The following is a 12,199-nucleotide window of genomic DNA, read 5'->3' on the forward strand; positions in this document are numbered from 1 at the left end:
CGCCGCGGGTGAAGTGCGACCCAGGGGCGCGGGGAACGGCGCGAGAAGCGGCCACCGGAGCCGCGGGGGAAGTGCGCCTCAGGGGCGCGGGGAACGGCGCGAGAAGCGGCCACCGGAGCCGCGGGGGAAGTACGCCTCAGGGGCGCGGGGAACGGCGCGAGAAGCGGCCACCGGGCCGCGGGTGGAGGACGGCCGGAGCTCCGCTGGGCCGCAGGCGGAGGGCGGCCCGGGAGACCCGGGGAACCATGGCGCCCGGCACCCGGCGGGAGCCGCTTGCGGTAGACGTTAGGCTGGTGACGTGGCAGTCGTCGATGTATCCGAAGAGCTGAAGTCCCTCTCCTCGACCATGGAGTCGATCGAGGCCGTCCTGGACCTCGACAAGCTGAGGGCAGATATCGCCGTGCTCGAGGAGCAGGCGGCCGCGCCGTCCCTGTGGGACGACCCGGAAGAGGCGCAGAAGATCACCAGCAAGCTGAGCCACCTCCAGGCGGAGGTGCGCAAGGCCGAGGCGCTGCGCGGTCGCATCGACGACCTCTCGGTCCTCTTCGAGATGGCCGAGGAGGAGGACGACCCGGACACCCGCGCCGAGGCGGAGTCCGAGCTGACCTCCGTGAAGAAGGCGCTGGACGAGATGGAGGTCCGTACCCTCCTGTCCGGCGAGTACGACTCCCGCGAGGCGATCGTCAACATCCGCGCCGAGGCCGGCGGCGTCGACGCGGCCGACTTCGCCGAGCAGCTGCAGCGCATGTACCTGCGCTGGGCGGAGCGCCACGGCTACAAGACGGAGATCTACGAGACCTCGTACGCGGAAGAGGCCGGCATCAAGTCGACCAGCTTCTCCGTCCAGGTCCCGTACGCCTACGGCACGCTCTCCGTCGAGCAGGGCACGCACCGCCTGGTGCGCATCTCCCCGTTCGACAACCAGGGCCGCCGCCAGACGTCCTTCGCGGGCGTCGAGGTGCTCCCGGTGGTCGAGCAGACCGACCACGTCGAGATCGACGAGTCGGACCTGCGCGTCGACGTCTACCGCTCCTCCGGCCCGGGCGGCCAGGGCGTGAACACGACGGACTCCGCGGTCCGTCTGACTCACATCCCCACCGGCATCGTGGTCTCCTGCCAGAACGAGCGCTCGCAGATCCAGAACAAGGCCACGGCCATGAACGTTCTGCAGGCCAAGCTCCTCGAGCGTCAGCGCCAGGAGGAGCGGGCCAAGATGGACGCCCTGAAGGGCGACGGGGGCAGCTCCTGGGGCAACCAGATGCGGTCGTACGTCCTGCACCCGTACCAGATGGTCAAGGACCTCCGTACGGAGTTCGAGGTCGGTAACCCTCAGTCCGTGCTCGACGGTGAGATCGACGGCTTCATCGAGGCCGGCATTCGCTGGCGCAAGCAGCAGGAGAAGTAGACGACACCGCTTCGGCGGCTTTATCGACAAGGCAACTGCCGCTCCATGAGCGGCAGTTGCCTTTGTTTGTGCGGGACATGTGAAGGCCTTTCTGCCTTTTACATCACAGTCACATGTCCGTACGCCGGTCAATTCCCCTGGATAGGGACATTGAGCACGCAACGGCCTTGACGCTGATGTGAAAACTGGGAAGGCTGGCGCGCGGCATGCGTATCAGTGGGACGTGTGTGTACGGGGGAACGGGTCGGACGAGACTCCTGCTGCCTCCGGAACGCGGTCCCTGGCGCTGCTCCATCGACGATTGGCTACTGGGGGTAGCAGACAGATGACCAACAAGACGCGGATCCGTGTCGCGCGGATAGCTGCCGGCGCGGTGATCGCCGCCGGTGCGTCGCTGACCGCCGCGGGGGCCGCCTCGGCCGCCGATGGCTCTGCCAACGAGGACTGTGGCCTGCTCTCCGTCGTGCTGGGCTGCGACGAGGGCGGCTCCGACGGCGGTTCGTCCGACGGCGGCACCGACGACGGCGGTACGTCCGACGGCGGTTCCGACGTCGGTGGCACCGACGACGGTGGCACGACCGACGGCGGCTCCATCATCGGCGGCACCGACATCGGTGGCACCGACGACGGTGGCACGACCGACGGCGGCACCGACATCGGCGGCACCGACGACGGCGGCACCAGCGACGGCGGCACCGACAACGGCGGCACCGACGCCGGTGGCTCGGACAACGGCGGTTCCGACAACGGCGGTTCCGACAACGGTGGCTCCGACAACGGTGGCTCCGACAACGGTGGCTCCGACAACGGCGGTTCCGACAACGGCGGCGGCTCCGGCAACGGTGGCGGCGACAACGGCGGCTCCGGCAACGGTGGCTCCGGCAACGGCGGCGGCTCCGGCAGCAACGGCGGCTCGTCCACCGGTGGCGACAACACCAACCCCGACGGCAACAACAACCCCGTCGAGCAGGGTCAGGGCAAGGACAGCCTCCAGGACACCGGCTCCGGCACGGAGCAGGCCGGGACCGCCAAGAACGGCGAGCTGGCCGAGACCGGTTCCTCCGGCACCACGTTCCTGCTGATCGGCGCCGCGACCATGATCGCCGGTGGTGTGGGCTTCCGCCTGCTGCCGCGCATGGCGGGCGGCCGCAACACCGCGGTGTGAACTGCGTGACGTGACCCGGGGCTGACCCGGAACCACGAGAAGGCCCGGAGCCGATCGGCTCCGGGCCTTCTCACGTCCTGTCGCCGCTGTCGCCGCCGCGGGGGCTATGCCGTCTGGTGCGCAAGCAGCGCCACGGCCGCCACGAGCACCACGACCAGCGCGATCAACGCCATCGGATTGAGTCCGGACAGCGGATTCTGCTGCTGGATCCGCTCGCGGTTCGCCCGGCAGACCGGGCAGCGGCCCTCGCTCACGGGCGCCGCGCAGTTCGCGCACACCAACCTGTCGTAGGTCATGCGCCTCTCCTCCTCCCGCGCGGCGGAGCCGGCCACCGAGTTCCCACTGGTTCTCTCCGCTCAACGCTCCGGGAAACGCAACCGTTCCCCCCTCCACTGTGCCAGCTCCGCGGATTTTCGGCGCGTTCCCCTCACAGGACCGTCGCTGACCAGGCACGGGACGGACAAAACCGGCAACGCAACGGGTCCCGCACCGGGACAAAACGCTCAACCAGGGGCGGCGCCTGATATCCGCGAGCCGGTTCGCGTATGGTCACGCTCACCTACGGGGTGTCCGCAGACGCCCCCGCCCCCTACGCCCCCGACGCCCCGAGGCGCACCCGTGATCCGATTCGACAACGTCTCCAAGGTCTACCCGAAGCAGACCCGACCCGCTCTCCGGGATGTATCCCTGGAGGTCGAGCGCGGCGAGTTCGTCTTCCTGGTCGGCTCGTCCGGCTCCGGAAAGTCGACGTTCCTCCGCCTCATCCTGCGTGAGGAGCGCTGCAGCCACGGCCAGGTGCACGTGCTGGGCAAGGACCTGGGCCGCGTCTCCAACTGGAAGGTCCCGCAGATCCGCCGCCAGCTCGGCACGGTCTTCCAGGACTTCCGGCTCCTGCCCAACAAGACCGTCGGTGAGAACGTCGCCTTCGCGCAAGAGGTCATCGGCAAGTCCCGCGGCGAGATCCGCAAGTCCGTGCCCCAGGTGCTCGACCTCGTCGGCCTCGGCGGCAAGGAGGAGCGGATGCCCGGCGAGCTGTCCGGTGGTGAGCAGCAGCGCGTGGCCATCGCCCGCGCCTTCGTCAACCGCCCCAAGCTGCTGATCGCGGACGAGCCCACGGGCAACCTCGACCCGCAGACGTCGGTCGGCATCATGAAGCTGCTCGACCGCATCAACCGCACGGGCACCACCGTGGTGATGGCCACCCACGACCAGAACATCGTGGACCAGATGCGCAAGCGCGTCATCGAGCTGGAGAAGGGCCGCCTCGTCCGCGACCAGGCACGCGGCGTCTACGGCTACCAGCACTGAGAAGTACCGAGTGAAGCTGCGAAAGGCTCAGTAAGCGCTATGCGTGCCCAATTCGTTCTGTCGGAGATCGGCGTCGGTCTGCGGCGCAATCTCACGATGACCTTCGCCGTCGTCATCTCGGTGGCCCTCTCGCTCGCCCTGTTCGGCGCCTCGCTGCTCATGAGCGATCAGGTCAACCAGATGAAGGGCTACTGGTACGACAAGGTCAACGTCTCGATCTTCCTGTGCAACAAGGGCGACTCCGAGTCCGACCCGAACTGTGCCAAGGGCCCGGTCACGGCCGAGCAGAAGAAGCAGATCCTCGACGACCTGAAGAAGATGCCGGTCGTCGACAGGGTCGCGTACGAGTCCCAGGACCAGGCCTACAAGCACTACAAGGAGCAGTTCGGCGACTCCCCGCTGGCGAGTTCGCTCACCCCGGACCAGCTCCAGGAGTCGTACCGGATCAAGCTCAAGGACCCGGAGAAGTACGAGGTCATCGCGACCGCGTTCAACGGCCGGCCCGGTGTGCAGTCCGTGCAGGACCAGAAGGGCGTGCTCGACAACCTCTTCAAGCTGCTCGGCTACCTGAACGTGGCGGCGGGCGCGGTGATGGCCGTGATGCTCGTCGTGGCGCTGCTGCTGATCGTCAACACCGTCCGCGTGTCCGCGTTCAGCCGCCGCCGCGAGACCGGCATCATGCGGCTCGTCGGGGCGTCCGGCTTCTACATCCAGGCGCCGTTCATCATGGAGGCCGCGGTCGCCGGACTCATCGGCGGCGGCATCGCCTGTCTGTTCCTGGCGGGCGGCCAGTACTTCGTGATCGACAACGGCGTGGCGCTCTCCGAGAAGCTCCAGCTCATCAACTTCATCGGCTGGGACGCCGTGTTGACCAAGCTGCCGCTCATCCTCGCCGTCAGTGTGCTGATGCCCGCCCTGGCCGCATTCGTGGCGTTGCGCAAGTACCTGAAGGTGTGACGAGAGTCCCCCGCACCACGGGGCGCCGCACGGTCCAACCAGCCGTACGGCGCCCCGCGTTGTCCTAGACTCACCGACATGTCAGGCCCGGATCGGTTCTCGGTGAAGTCCGCGTCGTCCGCAGCGCCGGTGTCATCGGTGGCATCGGCATACCGGCGCATCGGCCGCGGGGCGGCCCTCACCGTGGTCTTCAGCTGCGTCCTCGCCACCGGCGCCGCCACGGGGGCGCTGCCCGGAGAGACCGGGGAGACGCCCGTACGGCAGGACAGCGCCGTCGCCCCCCGGCCCGGGAAGGCGTCCGGCACGGCCGACGGCAGGGCCTCCGACGAGGCGGCCGAGGCCGCCTACGAGGCGATGTCCGACGGCAAGTCCCCCGAGCAGTCCGCGCAGGCCGCCGAGGAGGCCGTCAGCCGCAGCGGCGACCGCTGGGGCGCCGTCTACTCCCAGGGCGAGTACCACGAGTTCGAGCAGGCCCTCGACGGCGAGTACACCGGCGTCGGCCTGTGGGCCCGGCGCACCGCCGACGGCCACGTGCAGGTCACCAAGGTGCGCTCCGGGTCTCCCGCGGCGCTCGCCGGCATCCGCGACGGCGACCGCATCGCGGCCGTCAACGGCAGGGCGGTCACCGGCCGGCCCGTCACCGAGGTGCTGACCCTGCTGCGCGGCGAGCGCGCCGGGACCTCCGTCCACGTGGGGCTCCAGCGCGGCACGCGCGCGTGGAGCGAGACCCTGCGCCGGGCCAATCTGCCCACCGACTCCGTCTCCGTCAGCCGCCTCGGCAGCGGAGCGACGCTGGTCAAGGTCACCGCCTTCACCAAGGGCTCCGGCGAGAAGGTGCGCACGGCGGTGCGCTCGGCCCCCGCGCGCGGGGGCGTCGTCCTCGACCTGCGGGGAAACTCCGGCGGCCTGATCGACGAGGCGGTCACCGCGGCCTCCGCCTTCCTCGACGGCGGGCTCGTCGCCACCTACGACGTGCGCGGCAAGCAGCGCGCCCTGCACGCCCGGGGCGGCGGCGACACCACCAGACCGCTGGTCGTGCTCGTCGACAGCGGCACGATGAGCGCGGCCGAACTGCTCACCGGCGCCCTCCAGGACCGCGGCCGCGCCGTGGTCGTGGGCACCCGGACCTTCGGCAAGGGCTCGGTCCAGATGCCGAGCAGACTGCCCGACGGCTCCGTCGCGGAGCTGACCGTCGGGCACTACCGCACCCCCTCGGGCCGCGGCGTGGACAGCCGGGGCATCACCCCCGACCTGGAGGCCGACAAGGACGCCCTGCGCCGGGCGGAGACAGTATTGACTGGCCTCGGGGCCCCCTCGTAGTGCGAAAATGGCCAGCACTATGGCCAAGTCAATGTACGTACCGAAGGAGTCCCAGCCCAAGCAGGGCAAGGGGAAGGCGTCCGACCAGAAGGACGGCAAGCGCAAGATCGTCGCACAGAACAAGAAGGTGCGGCACGACTACCTGATCATGGACACCTACGAGGCCGGCATCGTGCTGTCCGGCACCGAGGTCAAGTCGCTCCGCCAGGGACGCACCTCCCTCGCGGACGCCTTCGTCCAGATCGACGGGGGCGAGGCGTGGCTGCACAACGCCCACATCCCCGAGTACAGCCAGGGCACCTGGACCAACCACGCCGTGCGCCGCAAGCGCAAGCTGCTCCTGCACCGCGACGAGATCGACAAGCTGGAGTCGAAGTCCCAGGACGCGGGTCACACGATCGTGACCCTCGCGATCTACTTCAAGGACGGCCGTGCCAAGGCCGAGATCGCGCTCGCCAAGGGCAAGAAGGAGTACGACAAGCGGCAGACCCTGCGTGAGCAGCAGGACCGGCGGGACTCGGACCGGGCGATCGCCGCGGCCAAGCGGCGGCAGCGGGCGCGGGAGCGCTGACGCCCGTCAGGAATAGGCTGGCACCGTCGTACGTTGTTCACGTACGATGGGACTGCTCCTCACGCAGGGGCGACCGGATCGCGAGATCCACTTTGAAAAAACAACATGGGGATGATCGGTTTCGACAGCGGCTGTCGAAGCAGGTGAAGCGTGTCGAGGAAGCGGCAATGATCTCGTAAACCATATGTCGCAACCAATAATCGCCAACTCTAAGAGCGATTCCCAGTCCTTCGCCCTCGCTGCCTAATAAGCAGTGAGTGAGGGACCCTAAAAGGGTGTCAGCCCGGGAGTGTTCCCGACCCGGATCCTGGCATAATCTAGGGGACTAAACCATCGAGCCCGGTCACGGGGTTCGATGGGAAATCAAACAGTGACTGGGCCCGTCGGCGACTTGTTCGCGTGATCACCGGGGCCGAGAAAATCGAAGCGAACTGCACACGGAGAAGCCCTGCTGCTGCACCGTTGGACGCGGGTTCGATTCCCGCCATCTCCACTCATCCCATGCGATACGGGCCCGACTGCGACCGCAGTCGGGCCTTCGTCGTTCTCCGGCGCCGTGGCTGGTCGTGGGTGCGGGGGCTTGGCCGGACCATCTTCCTCCGGGATGCTCCTGAGGCATGAGCAGACCTGACGGACCTGTGGGATTCAACTTCCGTACGCGAGCGCGACGCTGGGTGCTGCCCGCCGTCGTCGCCGTCACCGCCGCCACCCTGTCCTGGGGCGCGCCCGCCGGTGCCGACTCCAGTGCCGGCGGGCTGACCGGGGCGATCGACACCATCCTCGGCGACCCGCGGATGGAGGGCGGCGCGGCCAGTGTGGTCGTCGCCGACGCGCGGACCGGCGAGACGCTCTACCAGCACGACCCGACCGGACGGCTCACCCCCGCCTCCAACACCAAGCTGGCCACCTCGGCCGCGGCCATGGGGCTGCTCGGCCCCGGCTACACCTTCACCACCGACGTGCTCGCCGACGGACGCGTGCGCGGCGGCGAGCTGCGCGGGGACCTGTATCTGCGCGGCACCGGCGACCCGACGACGCTCGCCGCCGACTACGACGGGCTGGCCGCCCGGGTCGCGGCGGCCGGGGTGAAGAAGGTCGACGGGCGCCTCGTCGCCGACGACACCCGCTTCGACCACCAGCGCATCGGCGACACCTGGGGCGGTGACGACGAGTCCTCGTACTACGCCGCCCAGATCTCCGCGCTGACCGTGGCGCCGGACACCGACTACGACTCCGGGACGGTGATCGTCGAGGTGAAGCCGGGGGCGAAGGCGGGGGACCGGCCCGTCGTCAGCGTCACGCCGAAGACCTCGTACGTGCGTCTCGACGTGAGGGCGCGGACCGGGGCGCCCGGCGCCGACGGCACCGTCGCCGTCGAGCGGCAGCACGGCACCAACACCGTCACCGTCAGCGGGACCGTCCCGGCCGGTGGGGACCCCGCCCAGGAGTGGGTCACCGTGTGGGAGCCGACCGGGTACGCGGCCTCCGTCTTCCGCGCCGCGCTCGCCCGGCACGGGGTGCGGGTGACCGGCGCGACCCGGCTGGGCCGGGCCACCCCGGCGGGCGCCGCCGCGCTGGCCACGCACCGGTCGATGCCGCTGAAGGACCTGCTGGTCCCCTTCATGAAGCTGTCCAACAACATGCACGCCGAGTCGCTGATCAAGGCCATGGGGTACAAGGCGACCGGGAAGCCCGGGAGCTGGAGCGACGGGACCGCCGCCGTCGCCGGGTACCTCAAGGGCGTGGGCGTCGACGCGACGAAGATCCGGCAGGTCGACGGCTCGGGTCTGTCGCGCAAGGACAACTTCGCCGCACGGCAGATCGCGGACCTGCTGATCAAGGTGCGCTCGGAGCCCTGGTACGCCGAGTGGTACGCGTCGCTGCCGGTGGCCTGCGACCCCGCCCGGTTCGTCGGCGGGACGCTGCGGTCACGGATGTGCGGCACACCGGCCGCGCTCAACGCCCGCGGCAAGACCGGCTCGCTGACCGGCGCCTCGGCCCTGTCGGGGTACGTGAAGGACGCCGACGGGCGCGAGCTGGTCTACAGCGTCGTCCAGAACAACTACCTCGTGGACTCCGTGAAGCCGCTGGAGGACGCCGTCGTCGTGACGCTCGCGAAGTCCACGGCGAAGGAGGCGTCGGCCGTCCTGCCCCGGTCCACCCGCGCCGTGCCCGCCGCCGAGCGCGACGGCGACCTGGAGTGCTCGTGGCGCAAGCCCGCCGCCTGCTGATCACCCGGGGGCGCGCACGTACCCGTAGAGGGACAGCAGCAGCGCGGTCGCGGCGGCCGTGACCGGGACCGCGTACGCCGCGGTGGGGCCCCAGTGCTCCACCGCGGCGCCGCCCGCTGCGGACCCGGCCGCGATCCCGCCGAGCAGACCGGTCACCGCGAGGGTCATGCCCTCGTTCAACTGGCCCTCGGGAGTGCGCCGCTGGACGAGCGTCATGCCCGTCACCATCGTCGGCGCGGTCGCCATGCCCGCGATCAGCACTGCGCCGCCCAGCGCGTACAGGGAGCCGGTGAGCGCCGCCGCGGCCAGCGGCAGCGTCATCAGCACCGCCATGGCCGCCACGCACAGCGGGTGGCGGCGCTCGGCCGGGCCGGCCGGCTTCAGCGCGCCGTAGACCAGGCCCGCCGCGCACGACCCCGCCGCCTGGAGCGCGAGCACGCCGCCCGCCCACGACGTGTGGCCCTGGGCGTCCGCGAAGGCGACCGTGACGACTTCGAGCGAGCCGAAGACCGCGCCCGTGGCGAGGAAGGCGATCAGCAGCGGGGGCATGCCCGGTGCGCGCAGCGGCGATCGTGTGGCTCTCGCGGGGCGGCGGGCCGGAGGCTCCGTGGCCCGCTGCGCGGCGAAGACCAGCACTCCGGTCACCATGAGCACCGCGCTGACCAGCGTGCCCGCCTCCGGGAACAGCGAGCCGCACAGGAACGCGGCGATCACCGGGCCCAGCATGTAGCAGAGTTCGTCCGCCGCCTGCTCGAAGGAGTTCGCGGTGTGCAGCGCGTCCGGATCGTCCCGGAGCAGATGCGCCCAGCGGGCCCGGGACATGCCGCCCGTGTTGGGCGTCGTCGCCGAGGCCAGACAGGCGGCGAACAGCGTCCAGTCCGGGGCGCCGAAGTGCACGCACGACAGCAGCGCCAGCGAGCCGCACGCGGAGACCGCGGTCGCCGGGACCGCGATCCTGGCCTGCCCGTACCGGTCGACGAGGCGGGCGGTCCACGGCCCGACGACCGCGTTGGCGACCAGCCCCGTGGCGGTGACGGCGCCCGCGAGCGCGTACGAGCCGCGCGCTCCCGAGATCATGATGACCGCGCTGATGCCGAACATGCCCTGCGGGAAACGCGCGATGAGGTTGCCGAGGGTGAAGGCGCGGGCGCCGGGGATCGAGAACAGGCGGAGGTAGCCGCGCCGCTCCGGGCCCCCGATGATCGTTGTATCAGCCATGACAAGAGCGTCGACGCAGGTCACGTACGACGTCCAACACCTACTCGGTGCCGATTCACGCGCCTGTGTTGTAAGTTCGCCGGATGTCGAAGGTGCCGATCTCCGCGCACGGTGTCGAGCCCCGGCTGCTGCGCGCCTTCCTCGCCGTCGCCGACGAGCTCCACTTCACCCGGGCCGCCGCCCGCCTCTACGTCGCCCAGCAGGCGCTCAGCCGTGACATCCGCCGTCTGGAGCGGGAGCTGGGCGCCGAGCTGTTCGGCCGGACGACCCGGCAGGTGACGCTCACCGCCGAGGGGGCGCGGCTGCTGCCGTACGCGCGTCGGGCCGTCGAGGCGCAGGACGAGCTGCTCGCCGCGTTCGCCCGGCCCGTCGCCGGGAGCGGGCCGCTGCTCGTGGACGTCAACAGCCCCGGGCTCGTGCACGAGCGGGTCCTGGAGCGGGCCCGCGAACTCGCCCCGGAGTGCGAGCTGATGGCCCGCTACGAGAGCGGGCTGACCGGCGCCGCCGCCGAGCTGCTCGCCGGGCGGCTCGACGTCTCCTTCGGGCGGTTCGCGGGGCTCGACCCCGCGGTGCGCGAACGGCTCGCCCAGCAGCCGCTGCGCTACGAGCCGATGGCGATCGTGCTGCCCGACGACCACCCGCTGGCCGCACTGGACGCGGTCCCGCTGGACCGGCTCGCGGGGGAGACCGTCTACGCCGGTGCGGGCAACCCCCGTACGCCCGAGTGGACCGACCTGGCGCGGCGGTTGTTCGCGGGACGGGACATCGCCGTCGCGCCGCCCGCCCCGCTCGCCGTCGGGAAGGAGGAATTCCGGCGGATCATGACGAAGTACCGTCATCCGGTCCTCACCGGAGTGGACTTTCCGGCCATGCCCGGGACGGTGCTGAGACCCCTGGTCGACCCCGTGCCGCTGTCGCCGGTGTCGGTGGTGTGGCTGAAGGGACGGGAGCACCCCGGGATCGATGCGGTGCGCGCCGCGGCGCGGGAACTGGCCCGGCGGCACGCGTGGCTCACGCGGCCGGAGAACGCGTGGATACCGGCCACCGACGCACTGGTCATGGCGAGCCGGGACTGACACGTGGACACGGCCGTCACCCGGGTGCGCTACATTCATTGGGCGGGCGCAGTGTGCTAAGGGGGGCGCCCGGGTCGGGTGGGGGCTCGATCCGGGGCGACAAGTGCCCGTCCGTCGCACGCCCACTGGTGAACATGACGAAGTGACATGTCCTTGGGGGGATGTGCGTACGGTGGAGAACTGGCGAGAAGATGCCCTGCCCGGGCACACCCATGATCCCCATGAGGTGACGATTCAGCTCGACGGCGCGGGCCGCCTGCTGGGCGAGATGATCGCCGCGGGACGGCGTCCGGGTGACGAGATACCGATACCGGGCCGCGGACCGGGGGACGACAAGGAAGTCCCCGTGTTCGTCGACGACTCCGGCAGACGCGGCCGCACGTTCCGGCGCGTCGGCGTGGCCGTCGGCATCGCCTGCGCGGTCTACGCGATCGTCATCGTCGTCACCCTGTTCTCCGGGAGTTCGAGCGCGCCCATGCTGCCGGGGCTCTCCGAGGACAAGCAGTCCGCGGACCAGGTCGACACCAGCCCGCGGCTGCCCACCGGTTCCGCGTCGCCCGCCGCGCCCGCCGGCACCACCCCGGACCCGAGCGCCTCCGGCACCGCGACCGACGCCTCGGGAGCGCCCGTCGACGGCGCCTCGTCGTCCGCCGACACGTCCGCCGACGACCCCGCGGCGCCCGGCGCCGCCACCACCGGGCCCGGCAGACCGACCGGCCGCGCGACCACGAAGCCGGCCGACCCGTCGGCCCCCGCGGACGACGACGACACGACGTCCTCCGGCCCGTCGACCCCCGCCGTCCCGCCGCCGGTGACCACCCCGAGCGACGACTCGGCCGCGGACGGCGGAGCGGGCGGCGCCGACGCCGTCTCCTACCGGACCTCCGCCAGAACGTCTGTGCCCCGGCCGGGCGCCGAACCGGCGAAGTCGTCGCTCGCGTCCTAGGA

11 protein-coding genes and 1 other RNA gene are annotated in these 12,199 nt (G+C 70.9%); 10 read left to right on the top strand and 2 right to left on the bottom strand.

Annotation, left to right across the window (positions count from 1 at the left end; genetic code table 11):
- Positions 1-298: 298 nt before the first annotated feature.
- Positions 299-1,405: a peptide chain release factor 2 gene (gene prfB / locus ABT127_RS24245; RefSeq protein WP_351453718.1), complete on the top strand. Its 1,107-nt coding sequence runs from the start codon at positions 299-301 to the stop codon at positions 1,403-1,405.
- A gap of 325 nt (positions 1,406-1,730) precedes the next feature.
- Positions 1,731-2,570 (top strand): hypothetical protein, encoded by an 840-nt coding sequence (locus tag ABT127_RS24250; RefSeq protein ID WP_351453721.1) that lies wholly within the window; start codon positions 1,731-1,733, stop codon positions 2,568-2,570.
- A 104-nt stretch (positions 2,571-2,674) separates the two neighbouring features.
- On the opposite strand, the gene ABT127_RS24255 is transcribed toward ABT127_RS24250, so the two are convergent.
- On the bottom strand, positions 2,675-2,866 hold the full coding sequence (locus ABT127_RS24255) for a hypothetical protein (RefSeq protein WP_351453724.1): 192 nt from the start codon (positions 2,864-2,866) through the stop codon (positions 2,675-2,677).
- Between the two features lie 322 nt (positions 2,867-3,188).
- Between ABT127_RS24255 and ftsE the strand changes: the two genes are divergently transcribed.
- The 6 genes from ftsE (at position 3,189) to dacB (ending at position 8,957) form a co-directional block, all read left to right on the top strand.
- Positions 3,189-3,878 carry a cell division ATP-binding protein FtsE gene (gene ftsE, locus ABT127_RS24260; protein ID WP_026245701.1) on the top strand — a complete coding sequence of 230 codons (690 nt, stop codon included), beginning with the start codon at positions 3,189-3,191 and terminating at the stop codon, positions 3,876-3,878.
- Between the two features lie 39 nt (positions 3,879-3,917).
- Positions 3,918-4,835 carry a permease-like cell division protein FtsX gene (gene ftsX, locus ABT127_RS24265; protein WP_351453727.1) on the top strand — a complete coding sequence of 306 codons (918 nt, stop codon included), beginning with the start codon at positions 3,918-3,920 and terminating at the stop codon, positions 4,833-4,835.
- 78 nt (positions 4,836-4,913) lie between these two features.
- Positions 4,914-6,155, top strand: coding sequence for a S41 family peptidase (locus ABT127_RS24270; RefSeq protein ID WP_351453730.1), 1,242 nt, complete (start codon positions 4,914-4,916; stop codon positions 6,153-6,155).
- A 31-nt stretch (positions 6,156-6,186) separates the two neighbouring features.
- Positions 6,187-6,726: an SsrA-binding protein SmpB gene (gene smpB / locus ABT127_RS24275; RefSeq protein WP_351453962.1), complete on the top strand. Its 540-nt coding sequence runs from the start codon at positions 6,187-6,189 to the stop codon at positions 6,724-6,726.
- A gap of 107 nt (positions 6,727-6,833) precedes the next feature.
- Positions 6,834-7,222: a transfer-messenger RNA gene (gene ssrA / locus ABT127_RS24280) on the top strand.
- Between the two features lie 121 nt (positions 7,223-7,343).
- Positions 7,344-8,957: a D-alanyl-D-alanine carboxypeptidase/D-alanyl-D-alanine endopeptidase gene (gene dacB, locus ABT127_RS24285; RefSeq protein ID WP_351453733.1), complete on the top strand. Its 1,614-nt coding sequence runs from the start codon at positions 7,344-7,346 to the stop codon at positions 8,955-8,957.
- On the opposite strand, the gene ABT127_RS24290 is transcribed toward dacB, so the two are convergent.
- Positions 8,958-10,175, bottom strand: coding sequence for an MFS transporter (locus tag ABT127_RS24290; RefSeq protein WP_351453736.1), 1,218 nt, complete (start codon positions 10,173-10,175; stop codon positions 8,958-8,960). It abuts the gene before it with no gap.
- 83 nt (positions 10,176-10,258) lie between these two features.
- Between ABT127_RS24290 and ABT127_RS24295 the strand changes: the two genes are divergently transcribed.
- Together ABT127_RS24295 and ABT127_RS24300 are read left to right on the top strand one after the other, a co-directional pair.
- Complete coding sequence (locus ABT127_RS24295; RefSeq protein ID WP_351453739.1) at positions 10,259-11,251, top strand: LysR family transcriptional regulator; 993 nt, start codon at positions 10,259-10,261, stop codon at positions 11,249-11,251.
- Between the two features lie 226 nt (positions 11,252-11,477).
- Positions 11,478-12,197, top strand: a complete 720-nt coding sequence (locus tag ABT127_RS24300; RefSeq protein ID WP_351453741.1) for a hypothetical protein — start codon at positions 11,478-11,480, stop codon at positions 12,195-12,197.
- Positions 12,198-12,199 lie beyond the last annotated feature (2 nt).

The organism is Streptomyces sp. NPDC001904 (assembly GCF_040297005.1).
In the GTDB taxonomy this organism is placed as follows: domain Bacteria; phylum Actinomycetota; class Actinomycetes; order Streptomycetales; family Streptomycetaceae; genus Streptomyces.

What these genes read in the sequence shown, in the direction of transcription:
- ftsX (WP_351453727.1), top strand. Translation starts at nt 3,918, where the DNA reads ATGCGTGCCCAATTCGTTCTGTCGGAGATCGGCGTCGGTCTGCGGCGC.
- ABT127_RS24295 (WP_351453739.1), top strand. Translation starts at nt 10,259, where the DNA reads ATGTCGAAGGTGCCGATCTCCGCGCACGGTGTCGAGCCCCGGCTGCTG.
- smpB (WP_351453962.1), top strand. Translation starts at nt 6,187, where the DNA reads ATGTACGTACCGAAGGAGTCCCAGCCCAAGCAGGGCAAGGGGAAGGCG.
- ABT127_RS24250 (WP_351453721.1), top strand. Translation starts at nt 1,731, where the DNA reads ATGACCAACAAGACGCGGATCCGTGTCGCGCGGATAGCTGCCGGCGCG.
- ABT127_RS24270 (WP_351453730.1), top strand. Translation starts at nt 4,914, where the DNA reads ATGTCAGGCCCGGATCGGTTCTCGGTGAAGTCCGCGTCGTCCGCAGCG.
- ABT127_RS24290 (WP_351453736.1), bottom strand. Translation starts at nt 10,175, where the DNA reads ATGGCTGATACAACGATCATCGGGGGCCCGGAGCGGCGCGGCTACCTC.
- dacB (WP_351453733.1), top strand. Translation starts at nt 7,344, where the DNA reads ATGAGCAGACCTGACGGACCTGTGGGATTCAACTTCCGTACGCGAGCG.
- ABT127_RS24255 (WP_351453724.1), bottom strand. Translation starts at nt 2,866, where the DNA reads ATGACCTACGACAGGTTGGTGTGCGCGAACTGCGCGGCGCCCGTGAGC.